22 protein-coding genes are annotated in these 25715 nt (G+C 71.0%); 6 read left to right on the top strand and 16 right to left on the bottom strand.

All coding sequences use genetic code 11. The features are described from left to right. Window positions 1–55 precede the first annotated feature (55 nt). Window positions 56–838, top strand: a complete 783-nt coding sequence (pgl, locus tag OG625_RS29355) for a 6-phosphogluconolactonase (RefSeq protein ID WP_329391070.1) — start codon at window positions 56–58, stop codon at window positions 836–838. A 74-nt stretch (window positions 839–912) separates the two neighbouring features. Here pgl and pgi read toward each other — a convergent pair whose 3' ends face one another. The 13 genes from pgi to OG625_RS29290 form a co-directional block, all read right to left on the bottom strand. Further along, window positions 913–2568: a glucose-6-phosphate isomerase gene (pgi, locus tag OG625_RS29350; RefSeq protein WP_329391069.1), complete on the bottom strand. Its 1656-nt coding sequence runs from the start codon at window positions 2566–2568 to the stop codon at window positions 913–915. 152 nt (window positions 2569–2720) lie between these two features. After that, on the bottom strand, window positions 2721–3056 hold the full coding sequence (locus OG625_RS29345) for an RNA polymerase-binding protein RbpA (protein ID WP_007263454.1): 336 nt from the start codon (window positions 3054–3056) through the stop codon (window positions 2721–2723). 209 nt (window positions 3057–3265) lie between these two features. Then, window positions 3266–3496 carry a preprotein translocase subunit SecG gene (gene secG / locus OG625_RS29340; protein WP_329391067.1) on the bottom strand — a complete coding sequence of 77 codons (231 nt, stop codon included), beginning with the start codon at window positions 3494–3496 and terminating at the stop codon, window positions 3266–3268. A gap of 129 nt (window positions 3497–3625) precedes the next feature. Continuing rightward, window positions 3626–4414 (bottom strand): triose-phosphate isomerase, encoded by a 789-nt coding sequence (gene tpiA, locus OG625_RS29335; RefSeq protein WP_329387000.1) that lies wholly within the window; start codon window positions 4412–4414, stop codon window positions 3626–3628. A gap of 6 nt (window positions 4415–4420) precedes the next feature. Further along, window positions 4421–5632, bottom strand: a complete 1212-nt coding sequence (locus OG625_RS29330; protein ID WP_329386997.1) for a phosphoglycerate kinase — start codon at window positions 5630–5632, stop codon at window positions 4421–4423. A gap of 142 nt (window positions 5633–5774) precedes the next feature. Beyond that, window positions 5775–6779, bottom strand: coding sequence for a type I glyceraldehyde-3-phosphate dehydrogenase (gene gap / locus OG625_RS29325; RefSeq protein ID WP_329386995.1), 1005 nt, complete (start codon window positions 6777–6779; stop codon window positions 5775–5777). Window positions 6780–6989: 210 nt separating this feature from the next. Continuing rightward, window positions 6990–9944 carry a M14 family metallopeptidase gene (locus tag OG625_RS29320; protein WP_329386992.1) on the bottom strand — a complete coding sequence of 985 codons (2955 nt, stop codon included), beginning with the start codon at window positions 9942–9944 and terminating at the stop codon, window positions 6990–6992. A 161-nt stretch (window positions 9945–10105) separates the two neighbouring features. Then, window positions 10106–11101: a DNA-binding protein WhiA gene (gene whiA / locus OG625_RS29315; RefSeq protein WP_037792880.1), complete on the bottom strand. Its 996-nt coding sequence runs from the start codon at window positions 11099–11101 to the stop codon at window positions 10106–10108. After that, entirely contained in the window at window positions 11092–12147 is a 1056-nt protein-coding gene (locus OG625_RS29310) for a gluconeogenesis factor YvcK family protein (RefSeq protein WP_329386990.1), read from the bottom strand. Before OG625_RS29310 ends, whiA begins: the two co-directional genes overlap by 10 nt. Continuing rightward, window positions 12144–13151, bottom strand: coding sequence for an RNase adapter RapZ (gene rapZ / locus OG625_RS29305; RefSeq protein ID WP_443067797.1), 1008 nt, complete (start codon window positions 13149–13151; stop codon window positions 12144–12146). Before rapZ ends, OG625_RS29310 begins: the two co-directional genes overlap by 4 nt. Continuing rightward, window positions 13148–15163 carry an excinuclease ABC subunit UvrC gene (gene uvrC, locus OG625_RS29300; protein WP_329386988.1) on the bottom strand — a complete coding sequence of 672 codons (2016 nt, stop codon included), beginning with the start codon at window positions 15161–15163 and terminating at the stop codon, window positions 13148–13150. Before uvrC ends, rapZ begins: the two co-directional genes overlap by 4 nt. A gap of 379 nt (window positions 15164–15542) precedes the next feature. Next, window positions 15543–16346, bottom strand: coding sequence for a hypothetical protein (locus tag OG625_RS29295; protein WP_329391063.1), 804 nt, complete (start codon window positions 16344–16346; stop codon window positions 15543–15545). A 5-nt stretch (window positions 16347–16351) separates the two neighbouring features. Beyond that, window positions 16352–16948 (bottom strand): papain-like cysteine protease family protein, encoded by a 597-nt coding sequence (locus tag OG625_RS29290; protein WP_329386986.1) that lies wholly within the window; start codon window positions 16946–16948, stop codon window positions 16352–16354. A gap of 230 nt (window positions 16949–17178) precedes the next feature. On the opposite strand from OG625_RS29290, the gene OG625_RS29285 reads away from it, so the two are divergent. Next, window positions 17179–18147 (top strand): hypothetical protein, encoded by a 969-nt coding sequence (locus OG625_RS29285; protein ID WP_329386984.1) that lies wholly within the window; start codon window positions 17179–17181, stop codon window positions 18145–18147. A gap of 55 nt (window positions 18148–18202) precedes the next feature. Here OG625_RS29285 and OG625_RS29280 read toward each other — a convergent pair whose 3' ends face one another. Further along, entirely contained in the window at window positions 18203–18634 is a 432-nt protein-coding gene (locus OG625_RS29280) for a Rieske (2Fe-2S) protein (protein WP_329386982.1), read from the bottom strand. Window positions 18635–18714: 80 nt separating this feature from the next. On the opposite strand from OG625_RS29280, the gene OG625_RS29275 reads away from it, so the two are divergent. Beyond that, the gene (locus OG625_RS29275) at window positions 18715–19599 is read left to right on the top strand and encodes a carbohydrate kinase family protein (protein ID WP_329386980.1); all 885 of its coding nucleotides are present in this window, start codon (window positions 18715–18717) and stop codon (window positions 19597–19599) included. Here the strand turns inward: OG625_RS29275 and OG625_RS29270 are convergent. After that, window positions 19589–20194 carry a TetR/AcrR family transcriptional regulator gene (locus OG625_RS29270; protein ID WP_329386978.1) on the bottom strand — a complete coding sequence of 202 codons (606 nt, stop codon included), beginning with the start codon at window positions 20192–20194 and terminating at the stop codon, window positions 19589–19591. The two genes, OG625_RS29275 and OG625_RS29270, sit on opposite strands and share 11 nt — an antisense overlap. Before the next feature lie 80 nt (window positions 20195–20274). Between OG625_RS29270 and OG625_RS29265 the strand changes: the two genes are divergently transcribed. Next, window positions 20275–20925 (top strand): NAD(P)-dependent oxidoreductase, encoded by a 651-nt coding sequence (locus OG625_RS29265; protein ID WP_329386975.1) that lies wholly within the window; start codon window positions 20275–20277, stop codon window positions 20923–20925. 146 nt (window positions 20926–21071) lie between these two features. Here OG625_RS29265 and uvrA read toward each other — a convergent pair whose 3' ends face one another. Continuing rightward, entirely contained in the window at window positions 21072–24056 is a 2985-nt protein-coding gene (gene uvrA, locus OG625_RS29260; RefSeq protein WP_329386973.1) for an excinuclease ABC subunit UvrA, read from the bottom strand. A 187-nt stretch (window positions 24057–24243) separates the two neighbouring features. On the opposite strand from uvrA, the gene OG625_RS29255 reads away from it, so the two are divergent. Together OG625_RS29255 and OG625_RS29250 are read left to right on the top strand one after the other, a co-directional pair. Beyond that, entirely contained in the window at window positions 24244–24933 is a 690-nt protein-coding gene (locus OG625_RS29255; RefSeq protein ID WP_329386971.1) for a maleylpyruvate isomerase family mycothiol-dependent enzyme, read from the top strand. Between the two features lie 9 nt (window positions 24934–24942). Continuing rightward, window positions 24943–25599: an MBL fold metallo-hydrolase gene (locus OG625_RS29250; RefSeq protein ID WP_329386969.1), complete on the top strand. Its 657-nt coding sequence runs from the start codon at window positions 24943–24945 to the stop codon at window positions 25597–25599. Window positions 25600–25715: the final 116 nt, after the last annotated feature.

Raw genomic sequence — 25715 nt, 5'->3', positions numbered from 1 at the left:
CACCCGCCCGCACCCGCCCCACCCGCACTACCAACGAAGGCGGCAGCACATGGGTATGACGACTCCCCAGGTCGTCGTCCACCGGGACAAGGAGCTGATGGCCCAGGCCACGGCCGCCCGGCTCATCACGAAGATCGTGGACGCGCAGACGGCCCGCGGCACCGCGTCCGTCGTCCTCACGGGCGGCCGCAACGGCAACGGCCTCCTCGCCGCACTGGCGGCGGCCCCCGCCCGGGACGCCGTCGACTGGTCCCGCCTCGACCTGTGGTGGGGAGACGAGCGGTACGTCCCCGCCGACGACCCCGAGCGCAACCACACCCAGGCCCGCGAGGCCCTCCTGGACTCCGTCCCCGTCGACCCGGCCCGCGTGCACGTCATGCCGGCCTCCGACGGCCCGTACGGGCCCGACGTGGACGCGGCCGCGGCCGCGTACGCCGCCGAGCTCGCGAAGGCGGCCGGCCCCGAGGACCACGGCCCGGTCCCCCGCTTCGACGTGCTGATGCTCGGCGTCGGCCCGGACACCCACGTGGCCTCCCTCTTCCCGGAGCACCCGGCGGCCCGCGAGACCGAGCGCACGGTGGTCGGCGTCCACGGCGCCCCCAAGCCCCCGCCCACCCGGATCTCCCTGACGCTCCCGGCGATCCGCGCGGCCCGCGAGGTCTGGCTGCTCGCGGCCGGCGAGGACAAGGCCGGCGCGGTGTCCATCGCCCTCGGCGGCGCGGGCGAGGTCCAGGCCCCGGCGGCGGCCGCCAACGGCCTCTTCCGCACCCTGTGGCTCCTCGACCGCGCGGCCGCGGCCAAGCTCCCGAGCGGGATGTACCCCCCGGCCTCGTCCTGAACGCGACCGGCTGAACGGAACGGGCCCCGCACCTTCGAAGGTGCGGGGCCCGTTCCGTCGTTCCGGTCCGTGCGTCAGCTGCGGCCGCGCAGCGCCCTGTACGTGGCCACCAGGGCCTTCGTGGAGGCATCCAGCCCCGGCACGTCCGCGCCCCCGGTCAGCGCGGGCTCGACGCGCTTGGCGAGGACCTTGCCGAGCTCCACGCCCCACTGGTCGAAGGAGTCGATGTTCCACACCGCGCCCTGGACGAACACCTTGTGCTCGTACAGCGCGATCAGCTGGCCGAGCACCGCCGGGGTGAGCTCGTCCGCCAGGATGGTGGTCGTCGGGTGGTTGCCCTTGAAGGTCTTGTGCGGGACCAGCTCGTCCGGGACGCCCTCCGCCCGTACTTCCTCGGGGGTCTTGCCGAAGGCCAGGGCCTGCGTCTGCGCGAAGAAGTTCGCCATCAGCAGGTCGTGCTGGGCCGCCGGACCGTCCTCCAGCTCCGCCACTGGCCGGGCGAAACCGATGAAGTCCGCGGGGATCACCCGCGTGCCCTGGTGGATGAGCTGGTAGTAGGCGTGCTGCCCGTTGGTGCCGGGCGTGCCCCAGACCACCGGGCCCGTCTGCCAGTCCACCGGATTGCCGTCCCGGTCCACGGACTTGCCGTTGGACTCCATGTCGAGCTGCTGCAAGTACGCCGTGAACCGCGAGAGGTAGTGGCTGTACGGGAGCACCGCGTGCGACTGCGCGTCGAAGAACGCGCCGTACCAGATCCCCAACAGGCCCAGCAGCAGCGGAGCGTTCTCCTCGGCCGGCGCCGTGCGGAAGTGCTCGTCCATGGCGTGGAAGCCGCCGAGCAGTTCCCGGAAGGCGTCCGGGCCGATCGCGATCATCAGCGAGAGCCCGATGGCCGAGTCGAAGGAGTAGCGTCCGCCGACCCAGTCCCAGAACTCGAACATATTGGCCGGATCGATGCCGAAGTCCGTGACCTTCTCGGCGTTGGTCGACAGCGCCACGAAGTGCCGCGCCACCGCCGCCTGGTCTCCGCCCAGCCCGGCCAGCAGCCAGGTGCGCGCCGACGTGGCGTTGGTGATGGTCTCGATGGTGGTGAAGGTCTTTGAGGCGATGATGAACAGCGTCTCGGCCGGGTCCAGGTCCCGTACGGCCTCGTGCAGGTCGGCGCCGTCCACGTTGGACACGAAACGCACGGTCAGAGCGCGGTCGGTGAAGGCCCGCAGGGCCTCGTACGCCATCGCCGGACCGAGGTCGGAGCCGCCGATGCCGATGTTGACGACGTTCTTGATGCGCTTGCCGGTGGAGCCGGTCCACTGCCCCGACCTGATCTGGTCGGAGAAGGCCGCCATCTTGTCCAGGACGGCGTGCACGCCGGGGACGACGTTCTCGCCGTCCACCTCGACGACCGCGTCCCCGGGGGCGCGCAGGGCGGTGTGCAGGACCGCCCGGTCCTCCGTGGTGTTGATCTTCTCGCCGCGGAACATGGCCTCGCGCAGCCCGGCCACGCCCGTCGCCGCCGCGAGTTCGCGGAGCAGCGTCAGCGTCTCGTCGGTCACGAGGTGCTTCGAGTAGTCGATGTGCAGGTCCCCGACCCGCAGGGTGTAGCCGGTGCCGCGGCCCGGATTCTCCTCGAACAAGTCCCGCAGGTGCGTCTGCCCGAACTCTTCCCGGTGCTTGCCGAGTGCCAGCCACTCCGCGGTCCGGTTCAACCTCGTACGGCTTTCCGCATTCATCTCGGACATCAACCCGTTTCTTCCGTCCTGTCGTGCCCCGCCGAACTCCAACCTAAGGGATCCGAAGCGGCACAACCCACACAAAGAGGCCCGGTCGCGCAGGAGGAAGACTCCTGCGTGACCGGGCCTCAAGTCATGCTTGCCGCGTGCTATCAGATCTCTCCGCGGAGTTTGGCGAGCGCCTCCGCGAGGATGGCCTCGCCGTCGGCGTCCGTCCGCCGTTCCCGTACGTACGCCAGGTGCGTCTTGTACGGTTCGGTGCGCGGCGGCGCCGGCGGATTGTCGCGGTCCTGGCCGGCCGGGAACCCGCAGCGCGGGCAGTCCCAGGTGTCCGGCACCTGCGCGTCACTGGCGAAGCTCGGCTGCGTCTCGTGCCCGTTCGAGCACCAGAAGGAGATGCGCAGGCGGGGCGCGGACTCGCCGCGCTCGGCCTCGCCCATCGGCCCCGCGCCGACCCGGCTACCACGGATCGCGTTGCCACTTGCCACGGTCGTAACTCCCCTGCGTGATGGTGCCGCCAAGCATGAGGGCATTTCTGCTGGAGCGCCCCGGGTACGTGAAGCCCAACTCACGTTCAGCGTGCGGAGGGATCATCCCCCTCAGGTGCGGGGAGCAGAATAACTCGTTCCGCAACCAGGGCGCAGGACCTCATGATAGGCCGGGCTCCGTCGACCGTACTGCCGGTTGGCCAGAACGGTCAGGTGCTCGACTTCATGAGCAGGCCGAGGGCGACGATGCACGCGAACCACAGCAGACCGACGACGACGGTGATGCGGTCCAGGTTGCGCTCCGCCACGGAGGAACCGCCGACCGAGGACTGCATGCCGCCGCCGAACATGTCGGAAAGGCCGCCGCCCTTGCCCTTGTGCATCAGCACGAGCAGCATCAGCAGGGCGCTGAAGACGATCAGGGCGATCGAGAACCCCATAATCACGGCTGATTCCTACTTTCTGGCTTTACTGGCTTTCCGGCTTTGCGGTGCGTGCGCGGGGGCCAGCAGCTGATGGTTCAGCCCCTGGCCCCCGCAAGGGTACGACGGATCGGCCCTACCGCATACTCACTGGTCGCGGAAGCGGACGATCTTGACGAACTCGTCCACGTCCAGCGCCGCGCCGCCGATCAGGGCGCCGTCGACGTCGGGCTGGGCCATGATCGCCGCGATGTTCCCGGACTTGACCGAGCCGCCGTACTGGATGCGGACCTTGTCGGCCAGCTCCTGCGAGTACAGCTCCGCGAGACGGCCGCGGATCGCCCCGCAGACCTCCTGGGCGTCCTCGGGGGTGGCGACCTCGCCGGTGCCGATGGCCCACACGGGCTCGTAGGCGATCACGATGGACTCGACCTGCTCGGCCGGGACGTCCTTGAGGCCGCCGTCGAGCTGGGCCAGCGTGAACTGGACCTGCCGGCCCGCCTTGCGGACGTCCAGGCCCTCGCCGACGCACAGGATCGGGGTGAGCCCGTGCTTGAAGGCGGCCTTGACCTTGGCGTTGCAGAGCTCGTCGTTCTCACCGTGGTACTGACGGCGCTCGCTGTGGCCGACGGCCACGTACGTGCACTTCAGCTTGGCGAGCATCGGGCCGGAGATCTCGCCGGTGTAGGCGCCGGAGTCCTGCGCGGAGATGTCCTGGGCGCCGTACTTGATCTTCAGCTTGTCGCCGTCGACCAGGGTCTGGACCGAGCGCAGGTCGACGAAGGGCGGCAGCACCGCGACCTCGACGGCGTCGTAGTCCTTGTCGGCGAGGGCGAAGGCGAGCTTCTGGACGTGGGCGATGGCCTCGAGGTGGTTGAGGTTCATCTTCCAGTTGCCCGCCATCAGCGGGGTGCGTCCGTTTACAACGGCAGTCATGGGGTTTTAGCCCTCCAGGGCGGCGAGGCCGGGGAGCGTCTTGCCCTCGAGGTATTCGAGGGAGGCGCCACCACCGGTGGAAATGTGGCCGAAGGCATTCTCGTCGAAGCCCAGGATGCGGACCGCCGCGGCGCTGTCGCCACCGCCGACCACGGTGAAGGCGCTGCTGTCGACGAGGGCCTGCGCGATGGCGGTGGTGCCGCCCGCGTAGTCGGGGTGTTCGAAGACGCCGACCGGGCCGTTCCAGAACACGGTCTTGGCGTCGGCGATCTTCGACGCGTACAGCTCGCGCGTCTTCGGGCCGATGTCCAGGCCCTCCTTGTCGGCGGGGATCCCGTCCATGGCGACCGTCTCGAAGTCCGCGGGGGTCTTGCCCTTGAGGTCGGGGAAGTCCTTGGAGACCAGCACGTCGACCGGGAGGACCAGCTCGACGCCGGTCTCCTTGGCCCGCTTCATGTACTCGGTCACCGTCGGGATCTGGTCCTCCTGGAGGAGGGAGATGCCGACCTCGTGGCCCAGGGCCTTGAGGAAGGTGTAGGCCATGCCACCGCCGATGAGGATGCGGTCGGCCTTGCCGAGCAGCTCGTCGATGACGGCGAGCTTGTCGGAGACCTTGGCGCCGCCGAGCACGACCACGTACGGGCGCTCGACCTCGGCGGTGAGCTTCTTCAGGACGCCGACCTCGGTGGCGATGAGGTAGCCGGCCGCGTGCGGGAGGCGCGCGGGCAGGTCGAAGACCGAGGCGTGCTTGCGGTGGACGGCGCCGAAGCCGTCGCCGACGTAGACGTCGGCCAGCTCGGCGAGCTGGTCCGCGAAGGCGCCGCGCTCGGCGTCGTCCTTCGAGGTCTCACCGGCGTTGAAGCGCAGGTTCTCGATGACGGCGATCTTGCCGTCGGTGAGGGCTGCGACGGTCTCCTTGGCGGAGTCGCCGACGGTGTCGGTGGCGAACGCGACGTCGGTGCCGAGCAGTTCGCCCAGCCGCTTGGCGGCGGGGGCCAGCGAGAAGGCCGGGTCCGGGGCGCCCTTGGGGCGGCCCAGGTGCGAGGCCACGACCACGCGGGCGCCGGCTTCGGCGAGCTTCGCGATGGTCGGCTGGACGGCGCGGATGCGTCCGTCGTCGGTGATCTCACCGTTCGCGAGCGGCACGTTCAGGTCGGCGCGGACGAAGACCCGCTTTCCGGACACGCCTTCGGCGAGAAGTTCGTCGATCGTCTTCATGTGTTTCTACTCCTTGTTCCCGTGCGGGGCGTAGGGCCCACCGGGCGAGAAGAGGGTACGAGACAAGCAACAGGGCCCGTGCGGCGCACCATCGCGCTGTCACGGACCCTGTGCTCACATCGTGCTGCCTTGCCCTACGTTCTTAGAGCTGACCGCCGACGAAGACGGTGAGGTCGACGAGACGGTTGGAGTAGCCCCACTCGTTGTCGTACCAGCCGATGACCTTGACGTTCTTGCCCTGGACCATGGTCAGGGAGGAGTCGAAGGTGCAGGAGGCCGGCCAGTTCACGATGTCGGAGGAGACGATCGCGTCCTCGGTGTAGTCGAGGATCCCCTTGAGCTGGCCCTCGGCGGCCTTCTGGAAGGCGGCGTTGACCTCGTCCTTGGTCACCTCGCGCTCCAGCTCGATCACGAGGTCGGTCACGGAACCGGTGGGGACCGGGACGCGCATCGCGATGCCGTCGAGCTTGCCCGCCAGCTCCGGGATGACCAGGGCGGTGGCCTTGGCGGCACCCGTCGTGGTCGGGATGATGTTCTCGGCGGCGGCGCGGGCGCGGCGCAGGTCCGAGTGCGGGAAGTCGAGGATGCGCTGGTCGTTGGTGTAGGCGTGGACCGTCGTCATCATGCCCTTGACGATGCCGAAGTTCTCGAGGAGGACCTTGGCCATCGGCGCCACGCAGTTGGTGGTGCAGGAGGCGTTGGAGATGACGTGGTGGTTGGCCGCCTCGTACTTGTCCTGGTTGACGCCCATCACGATGGTGATGTCCTCGTCCTTGGCCGGAGCCGAGATGAGGACCTTCTTCGCGCCGGCGGCGATGTGCTTGGCGGCGTCGGCCTTCTTCGTGAAAATGCCGGTCGACTCGATGACGATGTCCGCGCCCAGCTCCGCCCAGGGCAGGTTCGCGGGGTCACGCTCGGCGAAGGTCTTGAACGTCTTGCCGTTGACCGTGATGGTGTCGTCGGTGTGGGAGACCTCTGCCTTGAGGCGGCCCAGGATGGTGTCGTACTTGAGAAGGTGCACCAGGGTGGCGTTGTCAGTCAGGTCGTTGACACCGACGATCTCGATGTCCGCTCCCTGCTCCAGGAGCGCCCGGAAGTAGTTACGGCCAATTCGGCCAAAACCATTGATGCCTACGCGGATCGTCACGAACCGATCTCCTCGTTGGTGCGCCGGCCTGTCCGCCGGCGAGCTGTATGGGATGTCCCCGACCGCTTACGACCCTACCTCTCCGTGAGCTTCTGAGTGACATCGAATGTGACCTGACACGCCCTGGAGCCCCGTGCCGCAGGCCGCGGAACGGGACCCCGGGGACCTTGGCCCCTGTCACTCAGAGTGAGCGCGGTACGGGGGTGCTGGTCAGCGGTTCAGCGCCCAAAGCGCCTTACCGACGAGTAGGGAGCGGTCGGCGGCGGCCGGCAGGTGTTCCAGGCCGAAGCCGAGGAGAACGGTGTCACGCGTAGTGACGGCCGCATAGGACTTGAACAGCTCCCCGGACCGGGACCAATCGCCCGGAACTTCAGGGCTGCCGGCGGGCGATCCCTGCGCGATCCAGGCTCCGAGAGACGTCTCGAAACCTTCAGTGGTCTGGTCCACTCCCCCCACGGACAGCCGTGCCTCGTCGGCGAAGACCCCTCGGCCGCCCACGCCTCCGTCGGCGATGTAGGAGAGCGAGACCTCCACGGTCTTGCCCGCGTAGGCGCTCAGGTCGAAGGAGACCTGCTTCCAGCCGCCGGAGGAGGCCGTGAAGGTGTTCCAGGCCCCGCTGGTGCCCTGCGCGGTGCAGCCCCCGCCTTCCAGGGTGAGGTAGTGGCGCAGGAAGGGGTGGCCGTTGATGAAGAATCCGGCCCCGCACTCCTCGGGAACGGTAGAGCTGGTCAGGCCGCCCGTGTCCGGCAGCGTGGTCCAGTCGTCCGCGCCGACCGTGTGCGCCTCCAGCGCCGCGTGGTCGTAGCCCTCCTCGACGTTCCAGCTCATGGCGAGCTTCAACTGCGGCTTGTCGGCTGCGGAGACGCCGGTCAGGTCGATGGTGCGTACGAGGCGCTTCCAGTCGTCGTCGGCGTGCAGCGCCGAAGCCATCTGGCTGCCCGCGTACGGGGCGTACGGGTTCACGACCCCGGCGAACCGGCCCGCCTGCGCGCTCTTGAACTGCGGGAACTGCTCGGGAGCCAGGGTCTCGGAGGTGACGGTGTAGGAGCCGGGGGCGTTCAGCGGGTTGCCCGCGGCGTCGCCGAGGGCGCTCTGGGTACTGCCGAGGGCGCCGGCTCCGGTGAAGGCGGTGGCGCCGGCGGCGTTGGTGCGGCCGTAGGCGCCGAGCCAGTACTGGCTGAAGTCGTTGGTCACGGCGCGGCCGACCTGGGCGTTGCCGCCCGCCAGCTCACCGGCCTCGATCAGTTTCCCGCCCTCGTTGAGGTAGTCGCGCACCGCGAGCTGGGTGTCGCCGCCGGGGGTCTTGGCGCCGGTGTAGTGGACGGCCGTACCGAAGTGGGAGAGCACTCCGAGGTGGTGCGGGGCGCCCTGGACGGCGACGTCCCAGACCGCGGCGGACCTGCCGTTGGCGCGCAGGGCGTCGACGTACGTCTGGGCGTGCTGGGCCTTAGCGCCCTCCTCGGCGATCACCAGCACGTCCGCGCGCGGCCGCTCGGCCACGGTGTAGGTGAAGTGCTCGCTCGAGACCTTCTTGCCCGAGCGGTCGCGGCCGGTGAACCAGACCTCGACCTTGTCGCCGGGCCGGGCGCCGTCGACCTCGGCCCGGTACTCGTCGAACCAGTTGTTGTCCTCGCCGCCGTAGACCTCGCCGCCCTTCCAGGCCTCCAGGTCCTCGTCGTGCGTACGGCCGCCGTTGATGCGGAAGTTGAGCTCCTTGTCCTTCAGCGACTTGCGGGCCGTGACGGAGACCGTCTGGTCCTCACCGCGGGCGACGTAGGAGGTGGTGAAGGGGTCCAGGGTGAAGTCGGGGGCGCTCAGGCCCACGGCCGAGGCCGGGCGGTCGGGGTGCGCGGCGCTCTCGCCGACCGTGAGCGCGAAGGGGATGTTCTTGGCGAACTCGGCCTGGATGAGCTTCTCGTCGTCCGGGAAGTTGAAGCCGGAGGCGCAGTCCTCGGGCTTCCACCGGTCGTTCGGGTCGATCTCGGAAGCCGTCTGGCAGGTGGTCATCTCCGGCGTGAACATCATGATGCCGTTGACGTTGGAGGCGTGGCCGTCGGCCTCGCCGTTGGTGGTGTAGAGCTCGGAGGAGACCTGCGGGTAGTAGCCGGGGACGGCCGGGTTCTCCGGGGTGCCGGCGAGCGTCTTGTAGGCGACGTCGTCGGGGGTGGGGGTGGCCACCTGCCAGCCCACGCCGTAGAGGATCAGCTCGGCGGCGGAGTGGTAGTTGATGGCGTAGTCGAAGCCGATGCGCTTCTGGAAGGCGTCGAGGGCGGTGGTCTCGGGCTCGGAGGAGGCGTTCGGGCCGCGGTAGGTCTCGCTGGCCTGGTTCGGCGAGGAGCCCTCGTTGTCGTAGCCCCACTTGTAGCCGAAGTTGCGGTTGAGGTCGACGCCGTCGCCGGTGGTGGTCTTGCCGTCGCCGTTGTTGTCGCGCAGGTTCTTGCGCCACAGCCGCTCGCCGTCGGGCGCGTGTGTGAAGTCGTAGCCGTCCGGGTTGGCGGAGAGCAGGAACCACAGCTCGGTGGAGTCGACCAGCTTGGTGATCCGCGGGTCCTTGCCGTAGCTGTCGACCGTGTGGTGCATCAGCCGCCGGGTCATCTCGGGGGTGATCCACTCACGGGCGTGCTGGTTGGACATGTAGAGCACGGAAGGCTTGTCGCCGTCCCTGGTCTTCTTCGCGTTCTTGCTGACCTTGAGGGCGAGGATGTCCTTGCCCTGGACGGTCTTGCCGATGGAGACGACCTTGGTGAGCCCGGGGTTCTCCCGGGCGGTGCGCAGGATCTCCTCCTGGAGGCCGCCCTTGCCGCTGTACGGGCGGAACACCCCGTCCCCGGCGGCCTTGGCCCGGGCCAGGCCCTCGGCCGCGACCTTGCGCTCGGCGAGCTTGACGCCCTGGGCGCCGAGCTCCTTGGCCTGGGCGCCGGTGAGGAAGAGCTCGACCCGGGCGGTGCCGGTCTCCGGGGCGCGTTCGGAGAGCTCGTGGGCATCCTGGCCGGCGGCGAGGACGAGCGGGACCTGCTCCCGGGTGATGTCGGCGTCGTAGACCCGTACCTCGTCGGCGGCGGGCGCGGAGCCGGACTGCTGCTGGGCCGCCGCGGGTAGCGCGGCGAGTGTGGTTCCGAAGACGAGTGCGCTTGCGGCGAGGATCGATCTCGCGCGGTGCCTCATGTGCCCCCCTGGGCGTCGTCAGCCACGAAAGCGTTCGGACGACAGGCTCACGATCAGCCCATGCTCATGTCAATGGGGCGTACCGGGTCGCGACGCGAACGGGCCCCGCACGAGTGACCGTGCGGGGCCCTTTGCCGTAACGGCGCCTTCGCCTCGGCCGACTAGCCGGCCATGTTGTCGGCCAGCTCCTCGCTGAGGTCGAGGTTCGACTCGGTGCCCGGGATGCCGAGGTCCTGGGCGCGCTTGTCGGCCATCGCCAGCAGGCGGCGGATCCGGCCCGCGACCGCGTCCTTGGTCAGCGGCGGGTCGGCGAGCGCGCCCAGCTCCTCCAGGGAGGCCTGCTTGTGCTCCATCCGCAGCCGGCCGGCCGCGGCGAGGTGCTCGGGGACCTCCTCGCCGAGGATCTCCAGCGCGCGCTGCACCCGGGCTCCGGCGGCCACCGCGGCCCGCGCCGAGCGGCGCAGGTTGGCGTCGTCGAAGTTGGCGAGGCGGTTGGCGGTGGCGCGCACCTCGCGCCGCATCCGCCGCTCCTCCCAGGCCAGCACCGACTCGTGCGCGCCGAGCCTGGTCAGCAGGGCGCCGATCGCGTCGCCGTCGCGGACGACGACCCGGTCCACCCCGCGCACCTCGCGCGCCTTGGCGGCGATGGAGAGCCTGCGGGCGGCGCCCACCAGGGCCAGGGCGGCCTCCGGGCCGGGGCAGGTGACCTCCAGGGAGGAGGACCTGCCCGGCTCGGTCAGCGAGCCGTGGGCCAGGAACGCGCCGCGCCAGGCCGCTTCGGCATCACAGGTGGCCCCGGAGACCACCTGCGGGGGCAGACCCCGGATCGGGCGCCCCCGGCCGTCCACGAGGCCCGTCTGGCGTGCCAGCTGGTCACCCCCGGCCACCACGCGGACCACGTAGCGGCTGCCGCGGCGCAGACCGCCGGGAGCCATGACCACCAGGTCCGAGGAGTGCCCGAAGATCTCCAGAATGTCCTTGCGCAGGCGCCTGGCCGCGATCCCGGTGTCCAGCTCCGCCTCGATGACGATGCGGCCGCTCACCAGGTGGAGGCCGCCCGCGAACCGAAGAATCGCCGAGACCTCCGCCTTCCTGCAGCAGGTCCGGGTGACGGGCAGGCGGGAAATCTCATCCTTCACCGCGGGCGTCATCGCCATGGGCCGATCCTTCCATGCATCCGAAAAATACGGTCGTACGCGGCGGCCAGCAGCTCCGGGTCATGCTTCGGAGAGCCGTCCTGCCTGGCCACCGGCGCCAGCTCGACCGCGGCGCCGAACCGTTTTGCGGCATCGGCGAGGGACTCGCGGTCGGGCACGGCGGCCTCGTCGGCCAGCACCACGTCCAGGGCGAGTTTAGGGGCGTGTCGGGCCAAAACCTCCAAATGACGCTGCGGAGAGAAGCCCTCTGTTTCGCCGGGCTGCGGCGCGAGGTTCAGCGAGAGGACCCGCCGGGCCTTCGTCTCGACCAGTGCGTCGAGCAGTTCCGGCACCAGCAGGTGCGGGATCACGGAGGAGAACCAGGACCCCGGACCGAGCACCACCCAGTCCGCGTCCAGCACCGCCGCCACAGCCTCCGGCACGGCCGGCGGGTCGCTCGGCACGACCTGCACGGAGAGCACCTCGCCGGGGGTGAGGGCCACCGTGGCCTGCCCGCGAACGGTGTCCACGTACTCGGGGCGCGCCGGATCGTGGCCCCTGACCAGGGCCTGGAGCTCCAGCGGCACCGCCGACATCGGCAGCACCCGGCCTTGCGCCCCGAGCAGCTTCCCGACGAGGTCGAGGGCCTGGACGGGGTCGCCGAGCTGTTCCCAGAGGGCGACGATCAGCAGGTTGCCGACGGCATGCCCGTGCAGCTCGCCCTCGGACTGGAAGCGGTGCTGGATGACGCGGGACCAGGTCTGGCCCCAGTCGTCGTCGCCGCACAACGCGGCCAGCGCCTTGCGCAGATCGCCGGGCGGCAGCACACCGAGCTCCTCCCGGAGCCGGCCGCTGGAGCCGCCGTCGTCGGCGACGGTGACCACGGCGGTGAGGTCACCGGTGATGCGGCGCAGGGCGGCGAGGGAGGCCGACAGGCCCTGGCCGCCGCCGAGCGCGACCACCTTCGGCGTGGCGCCGCGCCGACGGCCGGAGCGGCGTGCGCCCTCCTCGCCCCGGGTGGGGGCGAGGCGGCGCAGGCGGCTCAGCCGTGGGGTCCGTGCGGTCACTCGCGCCCCATGTCCCGGTGGACGACGACGGTCTCGACTCCCTCGGAGGCGAGGCGGGCGGCGAGCTTCTCGGACATGGCCACGCTGCGGTGCTTGCCGCCCGTGCAGCCGACCGCGATGGTCACGTACCGCTTGCCCTCGCGGCGGTAGCCGGTGGCGATGAGCTGGAGCAGCTCGGTGTACCGGTCGAGGAACTCCTTGGCGCCGGGCTGGCTGAAGACGTACGCCGACACCTCCTCGTTGAGCCCGGTGAAGGGGCGCAGCTCCGGGACCCAGTGCGGGTTCGGGATGAACCGGCAGTCCACCACCAGGTCGGCGTCGACGGGCAGGCCGTACTTGAAGCCGAAGGACATGACGGTGGCCCGCAGCTCGGGCTCCTCGTCGCCGGCGAACTGGGCGTCCATCTTGGCGCGCAGCTCGTGCACGTTCAGGCTGGAGGTGTCGATCACCAGGTCGGCGTCGCCGCGCAGCTCGCGCAGCAGGTCGCGCTCGGCCGCGATGCCGTCGGTGATGCGGCCGTCGCCCTGGAGCGGGTGCGGGCGGCGCACCGACTCGAAGCGGCGGACCAGCGCGTCGTCGGAGGACTCCAGGAAGACGATGCGGCGGGTGACGCCGCGGCTGTCGAGGTCGGAGAGGGATTCGCGCAGGGCGTCGAAGAACTGGCGGCCGCGGACGTCGACGACGACGGCGATGCGCGCCACGTTGCCCTGGGAGCGGGCGCCCAGCTCCACCATGGTGGGGATCAGCGCAGGCGGGAGATTGTCGACGACGAACCAGCCGAGGTCCTCCAGACACTTCGCCGCCGTACTGCGGCCGGCCCCGGACATCCCGGAGATGATCACCAGCTCGGGGATGGCCGCCTCGGCGGTATCGCCGGGCTCCACTGTCGTGCCCGTACTCACCTGTGCTCCGTCTCGGTCGTGCATGGTCTCGTCCGTGGTCTCGGCTGCGGCTTCGACTGCGGTCTCGGCTTCGGTGTCGTGCGTGGTCTCGTGCTCGGTCATTGCTCGGTCCCCCGATCGGACGACGATCCCGCTGGCGCGGGGGTCTCGTCCTCCATGATCTCTCCTGTGGCCGTGTTGACGGCAGGACCGGCCGGAGCCGCGTTCGCGAGCGCCGCGGCCACGGTCTCGGCCGTCTTGCGGCCTATGCCCGGGACCTCGCAGATCTGGTCGATTGTCGCCTGTCTCAGCTTCTTCACCGAACCGAAGTGCTTGACCAAGGCCTGCTTACGACTTTCCCCGAGCCCGGCCACCTCGTCCAGCGGCCCGGATTTCAGGCGCTTCCCGCGCTTGTTGCGCTGGTACTGGATGGCGAAGCGGTGGGCTTCGTCACGGACCCGCTGGAGCAGGTACAGGCCCTCGCTGGTGCGGGGCAGCACGACCGGGTCGTCCTCGCCGGGCAGCCAGACCTCCTCCAGCCGCTTGGCCAGGCCGCACACCGCGACGTCGTCGACCCCGAGCTCCTCCAGGGCCCGCTTGGCGGCGGCGACCTGCGGCTGCCCGCCGTCGACCACGACGAGCTGGGGCGGATACGCGAAGCGCTTGGGCCGCCCGTCGTCCTCCTCCGGGCCCTGCCCGTCCTCCGCGTCCTCGGGGGACCATTCGCCGGTCTTCAGCTTCTCCTGGAGGTAGCGGCGGAAGCGCCGGGAGACCACCTCGTGCATGGAGCGGACGTCGTCCTGCCCCTCGAACGACTTGATCTGGAAGCGCCGGTACTCGCCCTTGCGGGCCAGGCCGTCCTCGAAGACGACCATCGACGCGACCACGTCGTCGCCCTGGAGGTGCGAGATGTCGAAGCACTCGATGCGCAGCGGCGCACTGTCCAGCTCCAGGGCCTCGGCGATCTCCTCCAGGGCCCGGGAGCGGGTGGTCAGGTCGCCGGCGCGCTTGGTCTTGTGCAGGGCGAGGGACTGCACGGCGTTGCGGTGGACGGTCTCCATCAGCGACTTCTTGTCGCCGCGCTGCGGGATCCGCAGGCTGACCTGTGACCCGCGCCGCTCGGCGAGCCACTGGCTCAGCGCCGGGGTGTCCTCGGGGAGCGCCGGGACGAGCACCTCCTTGGGCACGCTCTCGCCGGTCTCCTCCCCGTAGAGCTGCTGGAGGGCGTGCTCGACGAGCCCGGCGGTGTCGACGGCCTCGACCTTGTCGGTGATCCAGCCGCGCTGGCCGCGGACCCGGCCGCCGCGGACGTGGAAGATCTGCACGGCGGCTTCGAGCTCGTCCTCGGCGACCGCGATCAGGTCGGCGTCGGTGGCGTCGGCGAGCACCACGGCGTTCTTCTCCATGGCCCGGCGCAGCGCCCCTATGTCGTCGCGCAGCCGGGCGGCCTTCTCGTACTCCATCTCCTCGGCCGCCTCGTGCATCTCCTTCTCCAGGCGGGAGAGGTAGGTGCCGGTGCGGCCGGCCATGAAGTCACAGAAGTCCTCGGCCAGTTCGCGGTGCTCCTCGGGGGTGACCCGGCCGACGCAGGGAGCGGAGCACTTGCCGATGTAGCCGAGCAGGCAGGGCCGGCCGATCTGCGCGGAGCGCTTGAAGACGCCCGCGGAGCACGTCCGCACCGGGAAGACGCGGAGCATCAGGTCGACGGTCTCGCGGATCGCCCAGGCGTGCCCGTACGGACCGAAGTAGCGCACGCCCTTCTTCTTGGGGCCGCGCATGACCTGCACGCGCGGGTAGTCCTCGTTCATCGTCACGGCGAGGGAGGGGTAGCTCTTGTCGTCCCGGTACTTGACGTTGAACCGGGGGTCGAACTCCTTGATCCAGGAGTACTCCAGCTGCAGCGCCTCGACCTCGGTGGACACCACGGTCCACTCGACGGAGGCGGCCGTGGTCACCATGGTGGCGGTACGGGGGTGCAGGCCGGCGAGGTCCTGGAAGTAGCTGGCCAGGCGTTGGCGCAGGCTCTTGGCCTTCCCGACGTAGATCACCCGGCGGTGCTCGTCGCGGAACTTGTACACCCCCGGGGAGTCGGGGATCTGTCCCGGCTTGGGTCGGTAACTGGAAGGGTCGGCCATGCCAACACCCTACTGGCGTGGGCTGACAACGGGCCGTACTCCTCTGGCGCGGTCCTGCCGCCGGTCTGGTGCGGCGCCGTTCCGCTGCGCGGGGCCCACGGCCACCCCGCCCCACCCGAAACCGGGGCTCCGCCCGGACCCCGGTCCTCAAACTCCCCCAGCTACCGCTGGGAGGTGCCCCCTGGACGGGCTTGAACGGCCCTGCGGGGCATCCAGCCGCGCTCGGCGGACGCCATCAGCGGAAATTCAGCCTCTCCGGCGTTTGAGGCGTGGCGGTCCCCCCGGACGGAGTCTGGGGGGAGGGTCTGGGGCGGAGCCCCAGCAGCCGGGCCGCAGGGCCCGGTCCCGGGTGGGGAGCCGGGCCCTGCGGGCGCGGGGGCTACGCCGCGGCGGCGGCTCGGCGGCGGCGCAGTGCCACCGCCCCGGCACCGGCCCCGGCCAGCGCGAGCGCAACGGCCCCGCCCACCAGCGGCGGCACGTCACCCGCGGCGGCGGACGGTTCGTCGAAGCCGCCCGCCGTACCCGCCTCGGCGTACCCGGAGCCGGGGAGCTTGTCCCCGTACGCCTTGACGACCCGCGCACGGTACGCGCCCAGCGTGGTCCCCCCGGCGCCCACCGCCCGCACCGCGTCCTCGTCCAGCGGCAGGACCCGCTCGCCCCCGGCGACGTACCACGCGTCGATCTGCGGCTCGCGGAACACCGTCCCGCCGGGCAGTTTCGCCGCGCCCATGCTCGCATAGCGGAACTCGTCGTCGCCGGTGGCGATGTTCACCACCTGCCACCCCGCCGCCGTCCGGGCGGTCCACAGCGCGGCCTGCTGCCCGTCGGCGGAGACGGCCTTGCCGGCGAAGAACTCCAGCCGGGCCACGGACGCTCCCGGCTTGCCGGCGACGAACTCCGGGGAGAGGTGGTGCACCGGTATCGCCTCCCCCTCTATGCGGGGTTGCGCGGCGCTCACCGAGACCTTGCCCTCCCTCGCGAAGAAGCGGGAGAGCGTGGCCAGGGTGTCCGGCGCCCCGGCCGCCCGCGCGGCCTCGGCCCTGGTCTCGGCGGTGGCGGCCTGCGGCTGCGGAACGGGGGCCGCGGAGGCCTGCGCGGCGAGCCCGAGGAGGGCGCTGGCCGCGAGGACCGCGGCGGCTGCGGAGGCGCGCAGGGGCATGGCGATCAGGGTCATGGCGGTCATCGCGGTCACGCCCCGATCCGGTAGAGGGAGTGGGTCCAGGAGAAGGTGCTGTTGTCCACGTACCAGGCGTGCGAGGCCCAGTTGTAGCGGTCGCTGGAGGGCCACGGGTCGCCCCAGTAGACCCAGTTGCTCGCGGTGTCGTAGCCGTAGATGACGTGCATGTGGCCGCCGCCGTTGGACCACTGGATACGGGTCTCGATCGGGCGGTTGGCGTTGATCTCGGTCTGGACGGTGGAGTACTGGAGCCAGCCGTTCACGTACGAACCGGGGTTGATCCCGGCCCAGCGCAGCCCGGTCTGGACGTTGCCGAGGGTGGCCTGGTTGTTCGGGCAGTCGTAGCCCTGCTGGCGGTTGAAGGCTGCGTTGCAGAACTGGTTCTGGGTGTGGTTGCGGCCGAACCAGGTGGCGATGGTGTTGCCGCCGGCGGCCCAGCACCAGTTGGTCTTCTGCTGCGCCTGCATGGTGATGTTCAGGCGCTTGTAGGCCAGGGCGGACTCGGCGTCGGTACCGGCGGCGGTGGCGGTACCGACACTGAGGGGCAGGGCGAGGAGCAGGGCGGTGACGAGGGCGGCCAGGGATTGCCGCCGGTTTCTGTTGCGCATCGCGTTCCTCCCGAGGTGGGGAGAGTGGGGGTGGAGGAGCGCGTCCGGACGCTGTGGAGGAGCATCGGGGTGTTGTCGCGATCAGGTCAACACGCTTCAATACGCGGTGACATTGCAGTGTGAACGGTGGAACTGCGGTGTGAACGGTGGCTGTCGTGCCACCTGCTCCCCTGGTACCACCGGCCCGGCCCCCCACGCCGGCGCGTGTGAACGTTCACAGAGGAGCGGCGATGCGGCCGACCGGGAACACGACGGACACGACCGACACCACGGATGCGGCGGGCACGCCGGAACTCGGCCGATTACTGCGCGCCGGCCCCTTCCACCTCGCCCTGCGCGCCGCCCTCGCCGCCCGCGGACTGCCCCTGCACCGGGTCCAGCACCGGCTCGCGGCACGCGGCATCAAGGTCGGCGTCACCAGCCTCAGTTACTGGCAGCAGGGCGCCCGAAGACCGCGCCACCCGGAGTCTCTGCGGGCCGTCACCGCGCTGGAGCAGATCCTGGAGCTTCCGGACGGCGCCCTGCTGCGCCTGCTGGCCTCCCCGGAACCGGACCCCGGGCCGGCCCGCCCGGCCGCCCGCCCGTACCGGGCCCTGTTCAGCATGGGCGGCGCGGTGGAGCGGCTGCTGGACGGGATGGAACTCCCCTCGGACGGCGGACTGCACACGCTCGGCCACCACGAGCGGGTCCGCATAGGGCCGGCCGGCGAGATGCGGGTCCGCGAGTCGCAGCAGATCGTCCGGGCGCACCGCGACGGCGTCGACCGCTACCTGGCCGTCCACCACGGCGACCCCGGCTGCGACGTGTCCCGGATGCGCGTGACGGCGTACGAGAACTGCCGCACGGGCCGGGTCCGCTGCCATCCGGAGGCCGGGGTGGTGGTCGCGGAGCTGCTCTTCGACGCGCGGCTGCGGCGCGGGGACACGTACGTCTTCGGCTACGCGGTCGAGGACGGCACGGGCGCCCGCAGCGGCGAGTACGTGCGCGGCTTCAGCTACGCGGGCGGCCAGTACATGCTCCAGGTCCGCTTCGACGAGGCGGCCCTCCCGGTCCGCTGCCGCCGCTTCGCCCGCTCCGGCCCCGACTCCCCGCGCACCGGCCTCACGGACCTGACCCCCAGCGGCCGGCACCGGGCAGTGCACCTGCTGGAGCAGTCGGTGCGGCGCGGGATCCTGGGGATCGCCTGGGACTGGGACTGAGCGGTGCGGATGCCCTTCCATGTGGAAGCGGGCGTCGGCGCCCCTGGGAGTCCGACTAGCCCGCGATCAGCTTGCCGTTCTCCACCTTGACCGGGACGGCCGGCAGCGGGTCCGTGGCCGGGCCCTTCAGGGCCTTGCCGGTGGTCACGTCGAAGCGGCTGCCGTGGCAGGGGCAGTTGCCCTCGCCCTTGTCGATCTTGTCCAGGACGCAGCCGGCGTGCGTGCACTGCGCGCTGAAGGCCTTGTACTGGCCCTCCGCCGGGCAGCTGACCATCAGCTTCTTCTCCCGGTACAGCTTCGCGCCGCCCACCGGGACCTCGCTCGCCGCGCCCAGTTCGACCGGCTCGGTCGGGACCGCCGGGCTGCCGTTGCCGCTGTTCGTCTCGGTGGAACAGGCCGCGAGGGTCGCACCGCCGCCGACGGCCCCGGCGAGCGCGGCGGCTCCCTTGAGGACGGTACGGCGGGCTGCGGACTGCGACGCGGGCATGCGGTTCTCCTGAGGTGTGCGACCGGCCGGGCACCGGCCCACCCGACGATACCGCCGTCCGATGGGGTAGCTTCCCCCGCGTGATCGTCGTCGGCGGAGAAGCCCTCATCGACCTGGTGCCCGTGGCGCAGCCGCCCGGCGCGCTGCTCCCCCGCCTCGGCGGAGGCCCGTACAACACCGCGCTCGCCCTCGGCCGGCTCGGCGCCGAGGTGGCCTTCTGCTCCCGGGTCTCCACGGACGGCTTCGGCGAGAGCCTGCTGTCCGGGCTGCGGGCGGCCGGGGTGGACCTCTCCCTCGTCCAGCGCGGGCCCGAGCCGACCACCCTCGCCGTGCCCTCCCTGGCCCCCGACGGCTCGGCCTCGTACGGCTTCTACGTCGAGGGGACGGCCGACCGGCTCTTCACGCTGCCGCCCGCCCTCCCCGAGGGGACCCGGGCCCTCGCGCTCGGCACCTGTTCGCTGGTGCTGGAACCGGGCGCGAGCGCGTACGAGGCCCTGCTGCGCCGGGAGTCGCGGCGCGGGCTGATGACCCTGCTGGACCCCAACATCCGGCCGGCGCTGATCCCCGACCCGGCAGCCCATCGGGCCCGCTTCCTGACCCGGCTGCTGCCGCACACGGGCGTCCTCAAGCTGTCGGAGGAGGACGCGGGCTGGCTCGGCGGTCGGGTCGGCGACTGGCTGGCGGCGGGGCCCTCGGCAGTGGTGCTGACCCGGGGTGCGGCGGGCCTGACGGTCTGGACGCGCGAGGGCGCGGAGCACTCGGTACCGGCCCGCCGGATCGCGGTGGCGGACACCATCGGGGCGGGCGACACCGTCAACGCGGCCCTCCTGCACCGGATCGCGGCGGCGCCGCCGGGCGAGCCGGTGGACTGGCCGGACGTCCTGGCGTACGCCGCGCACGCGGCCGCACTGACCTGTACCCGGGCCGGCGCGGAGCCCCCGTACGCCGCCGAGCTCAGCGGATAGCGGCCCACACGGTCCGGGCCACGGCCGGGGCGAACTCCTCGACCGGCTGGACCACATGGGCGCCGGAGAAGTGCAGGAAGAAGGCCCGCTGGAAGCACGCGCCCAGTAGGAGCGCGGCGGCCGCGCGCGGATCGGCGTCGGACCGCAGGCGGCCGGCGTCGAGCTCGCGCCGCAGCCTCCCCGCCAGCGCGTCCAGCACCACGTGCGGTCCCGCCCCCATCTCCTGGATGCCCTCGCGGTGGCGGGTGAGCAGCGCCGGTTCGGCGAAGAGCGAGGCCGCCATGGGCATGGCGTCGGCGTAGAAGAGCGCGGCGTGCCGGGCGATCTCGGTGAGCCCCTCCTCGACGCCCCGTTCCCCCGCACCTTCCTGCAGGGCGGCCATGAGCGGGCCCGCGTTGGGGGTGCGCTCCATCAGCACGCGCACGAAGAGCTCTTCCTTGTTCGTGAAGTGCTTGTAGAGCGCGGCCTCCGAGCAGCCGGCTTCCCGGGCGATGGCCTTCGTGGTGGCACTGGCCAGGCCGCTGGTGCGCATCAGCTGCTCGGCGGCGTCGAGCAGCCGCTCCGGGGTGGGACGGCTTGACTTCGAGGTGAGCATTCACTCACCATAGCCGAAGCGAGTGGTGAGTGAGTACTCACCCACCACCTGTTCCACCTTCTTCGACCATGGGGGTTTCCATGAAGATCACGGTGTTCGGTGCCACGGGCGGCGTCGGCCAGGAGGTCGTACGGCAGGCGCTCGACGCGGGGCACGAGGTGACCGCGGTGGTCCGCGACCCGGCCCGGCTGCCCCTTCCCGCCCACGAGCGGCTCCGCGTGGCCACGGTCGCCGACGTGACCGACGAGGAGGCGCTGCTACCGGTGGTGAGCGGCCAGGACGCGGTGGTGTCCGCGCTCGGCCCGGTGAGCAACAAGCAGGCCAAGGAGACGCCCATCGCCGGCCCGGCCCTGGGCGCGATCACCTCGGCCATGGACCGTGCGGGGGTGCGCCGGCTGTCGGCCGTGAGTGCCGCGCCGGTCGGCCGGCTGCCGGACGGCGAGGGGGTGTTCACCCGGGCCGTGGTCTACCCGCTGCTGCGCAGGCTGCTGCGGGACGTGTACGCGGACCTCGCGGACATGGAGGCGGCGATGGGGGCGAGCGGTACTCAGTGGACGGTCATCCGCCCGCCGATGCTCCAGGACAAGCCGCACACCGGGACCTACCGGCGGGCGATCGACGCCAATGTGCGGGGCGGCCGCGTCATCCCCCGCGCGGACGTCGCGGACGCGCTCCTCACGAGCCTGACGGACCCGGCCACCGCCGGCCGAGCGGTGGGCGTGGCCTCGTAAGCCTGCAGCCCCGCCGCTGGGGCTCCGCCCAGACCCGGCGCCTCAAACGCCGGCGGGGCTGGATCTTTCAGCCCCTCCGGCGCTTGAGGAGCTGGGGGGAGGGTCCGGGGGCGGAGCCCCCGGACCCGGCGCCGCTGCCGGACCGGCTACGCCTTACGGGCCCGCGTGGTCGCCTTCTTGGCCGGGACCACGGCCTTCTTCGCCGGGGCGGCCTTCTTGGCGGCGGCAGCCTTCTTGGCCGGGGCCTTCCGCTGGCCCACCACCGCCGGAGCGGCCCCGTCCGAGACCCGGTCCGCGCCCAGGATGTCCCGCAGGAACTTGCCCGTGTGGCTCGCCCCCACCGACGCGACCTGCTCCGGCGTGCCCTCGGCGACGACGAGGCCGCCGCCGTAACCACCCTCCGGGCCCATGTCGATGACCCAGTCCGCGGTCTTGATGACGTCCAGGTTGTGCTCGATGACGATCACCGAGTTGCCCTTGTCCACCAGCCCCGACAGCACCTTGATCAGCTTCGAGATGTCCTCGAAGTGCAGACCCGTGGTCGGCTCGTCCAGCACGTACACCGTCCGGCCCGTCGACCGCTTCTGCAGCTCGGAGGCCAGCTTCACGCGCTGCGCCTCGCCACCCGACAGGGTCGGCGCGGACTGCCCGAGCCGGACGTAGCCCAGCCCGACCTCGTTCAGCGTGCGCAGGTGCCGGGCGATCGTCGGCACCGCCTCGAAGAAGTCCAGCGCCTCCTCGATCGGCATGTTCAGGACTTCCGCGATGGACTTGCCCTTGTAGTGGACCTCCAGCGTCTCCCGGTTGTAGCGGTCGCCGTGGCAGACCTCGCAGGGGACGTAGACGTCCGGCAGGAAGTTCATCTCGATCTTGATCGTGCCGTCGCCGGAGCAGTTCTCGCACCGGCCGCCCTTCACGTTGAAGGAGAAGCGGCCCGGCAGGTAGCCGCGGACCTTCGCCTCCATCGTCTCCGCGAAGAGCTTGCGCACGTGGTCGAAGACACCGGTGTAGGTGGCCGGGTTGGACCGCGGGGTCCGGCCGATCGGTGACTGGTCCACGTGCACGACCTTGTCGACGAGGTCGTCCCCGTCCACCCGCGTGTGCCGTCCCGGCACCGAGCGGGCGCCGTTCAGCTCGCGCGCCAGGTGCGTGTAGAGGATGTCGTTGACCAGCGTCGACTTGCCCGAGCCCGACACGCCGGTCACCGCGGTGAGCACGCCCAGCGGGAAGGAGACGTCGATGTCCCGCAGGTTGTTCTCCTTGGCCCCGTGGACGGTCAGCTTGCGCTCCCCGTTCACCGGCCGGCGGATGTCCGGGATCGCGATGGAGCGCTTGCCCGACAGGTACTGCCCGGTCATCGACTCGGGGTTCTCCAGCAGCTCCTTCAGCGAACCGCTGTGCACCACCTTGCCGCCGTGCTCGCCCGCGCCCGGGCCGATGTCCACGACCCAGTCGGCCACCTTGATGGTGTCCTCGTCGTGCTCGACGACGATGAGCGTGTTGCCCATGTCCCGCAGCCGCACGAGCGTCTCGATCAGCCGGTGGTTGTCCCGCTGGTGGAGGCCGATGGAGGGCTCGTCGAGTACGTAGAGCACGCCGACGAGGCCGGAGCCGATCTGCGTGGCCAGCCGGATGCGCTGGGCCTCGCCGCCCGACAGGGTGCCGGCGGCACGGTTGAGCGAGAGGTAGTCGAGGCCGACGTCCACGAGGAAGCGGAGCCGCTCGTTGACCTCCTTCAGGACCCGCTCGGCGATCTTCTTGTCGCGGGCGTCGAGCCGCATCCGGCCGAGGAAGTCCGCGCACTCGCTGATCGACATCGCGGCGACCTCGGCGATGGACTTCTCCATCACCGTCACGGCGAGCACGATCGGCTTGAGCCTGGTGCCCTCACAGGTCGGGCACGGCACCTCGCGCATGTAGCCCTCGAAGCGCTCGCGGCTGGCGTCGCTCTCCGACTCCGCGTGCCGTCGCTTGACGAACGGAACCGCGCCCTCGAATGCCGTCGTGTAGGCGCGCTCGCGCCCGTACCGGTTGCGGTAACGGACCTCGATCTGCGTCTTGTGGCCGTACAGCAGGGCCTTCTTGGCTCGGACCGGCAGCCCGGCCCACGCGATGTCCGTGCGGAAGCCGAGCTCCTCGGCGAGCGCGCCGACCAGCCGCTGGAAGTAGTCCTTGGTGTGGCCGAGCGACCACGGTGAGACCGCGCCCTCGTCCAGGGACTTCTCCTCGTCCGGAACGATCAGCTCCGGGTCCACCTCCATGCGCGTGCCGATGCCGGTGCACTCGGGGCAGGCGCCGAAGGGCGAGTTGAAGGAGAAGGAGCGCGGCTCCAGCTCCTCGAAGGAGAGGTCGTCGTACGGGCAGTAGAGGTGCTCGGAGTACATCCGCTCACGCTCGGGGTCGTCCTCGGCGAGGTCGACGAAGTCCAGGATGACCATGCCGCCGGAGAGGCCGAGGGCGGTCTCCACCGAGTCGGTGAGGCGGCGCTTGGCACTGTCCTTCACCGTGAGGCGGTCGATGACCACCTCGATGGTGTGCTTCTCCTGCTTCTTCAGCGTGGGCGGCTCGGAGAGCTGGATGGTCTCCCCGTCCACCCGGGCCCGGCTGTAGCCCTTGGTCTGCAGGTCGGCGAAGAGGTCGACGAACTCGCCCTTGCGCTCGCGCACCAGCGGCGAGAGCACCTGGAAGCGGCTGCCCTCGGGAAGCGCGAGCACCTTGTCGACGATGGCCTGCGGCGACTGGCGGGAGATGGGGCGGCGGCACTCGGGGCAGTGCGGCTTGCCGATGCGGGCGAAGAGCAGGCGGAGGTAGTCGTAGACCTCGGTGATCGTGCCCACGGTCGAGCGCGGGTTGCGCGAGGTCGACTTCTGGTCGATCGAGACGGCCGGAGACAGGCCCTCGATGAAGTCGACGTCGGGCTTGTCCATCTGCCCGAGGAACTGGCGGGCGTACGACGAGAGCGACTCGACGTAGCGGCGCTGGCCCTCGGCGAAGATCGTGTCGAAGGCCAGGGAGGACTTGCCCGAGCCCGAGAGTCCGGTGAAGACGATGAGCGAGTCGCGGGGCAGGTCGAGCGAGACGTTCTTGAGGTTGTGCTCGCGAGCGCCACGAACGATGAGACGGTCGGTCACGCCGGTCCGCACCTTTCTTGAGAGAGCGGGGGCACGGGTCCCCGTCCCAGGGTATGGGGGGCGCCTCTGCGATGGAGATGCTGTCTTGGACTTCGAGCGTATAGCACGCACATTCGATTTACGGCACTCCTTCGACCTGTTCACCCGATCGTGTGGCCACGAAAGCGAAACCACTAGGCTCGCCGTCATGACTGATCATGTGCACGACCTGCGATCTGTACGTGAATCCACGGACCGGCTGCTGACCGCGGTCGCGAAGCTGGACAACGCCGCCCTCACCGAGGAGTCACTCCTTCCCGGCTGGACCCGCGGACACATCCTGGCCCACCTCGCCCGCAACGCGGACGCCCTCGTCAACGTCTTCGAGGGGCGCCCCATGTACGCGAGCGCGGCCACCCGGGACGCGGACATCGCGCGCGACGCCGGCCGACCCCTGGAAGAACAACTGACGGACCTCCGTGATTCCGGGGCCCGCTTCCTCGCCACCACCGAGCCCGAGCAGGACTGGTCCCGCACGGTGGAGCTGCGCAACGGCATCACGGACCTGGCCTCCAACGTGCCCTTCCGCCGCTGGGTCGAGGTCGAGCTGCACCACGTCGACCTGAACATCGGCTACGGGCTCGACAACCTCCCCGACGAGTTCACCGAGCGCGAGATCGTCTTCCTCGCCGACCGCTGGTCCGGGCGCCCGGAGGTTCCGCCGGTGGCCCTGGTCGCGACCGACGGGCGCACCTGGCGCACCGGCTCCGCCGGGGAGCCGGCCGTGACCGTGTCCGGCGCCGCCGCCGGGCTGCTGGCCTGGCTCGCCGGCCGTGGTGACAAGGGCGCGTCGCTGAGCACCGCGGGCGGCCCCCTCCCCGAGCTCCCCCCGCTCTAGGATCAGCTCATGACGTACACCGGAGAGGTCAAGGTCGGCGGTCCGGCCGACGTGCACGAGCTCGCGGACCTGATGATTTCCAAGGTCGCGGTGGGTTCGATGAACAACAACGCCTACCTGCTGCGCTGCCGCGCCACCGACGAGCAGCTGCTCATCGACGCGGCCGCCGAGGCGGGCACGCTGCTGAGCCTGATCGGGGACGACGGCATCGCCTCCGTCGTCACCACCCACCGCCACGGCGACCACTGGGGCGCGCTCGCCGAGGTGGTCGCGGCGACCGGGGCCACCACCTACGCGGGCGCCCTCGACGCCGAGGGCATCCCGGTGAAGACAGACGTCCCGGTCGCGGACGGGGACACCGTGCGCGTCGGGCGGGTCGAGCTGACCGCCCGGCACCTGGTCGGCCACACTCCCGGTTCGATCGCCCTCGTCTACGACGACCCGCACGGGCACGCCCACGTGTTCACCGGCGACTGCCTCTTCCCGGGCGGCGTCGGCAACACCTCGGGCGACCCGAAGGCCTTCGCCAGCCTGATCGACGACGTCCAGCACAAGCTCTTCGACCAGCTGTCGGACGAGACCTGGGTCTACCCCGGACACGGCAACGACACCATGCTCGGCGCCGAGCGGCCGCACCTCGCCGAATGGCGCGAGCGCGGCTGGTAGCCCCCGGCCGGCGGACCGCGGTCGCAGCCCGCGTACGCCGGCCCCGCATCGCGTCAACTTCTGTACGCGGTGCACTCCTTCCGGTCGTTCATGACCGAACGCACGTCCCGGGCGAC

The sequence above is a fragment of the Streptomyces sp. NBC_01351 genome (genome assembly GCF_036237315.1).
Taxonomy (GTDB): Bacteria; Actinomycetota; Actinomycetes; order Streptomycetales; family Streptomycetaceae; genus Streptomyces.
Note: the sequence above shows the minus strand (reverse complement) of the source record. Positions and strands in the feature narration are given on the sequence as shown.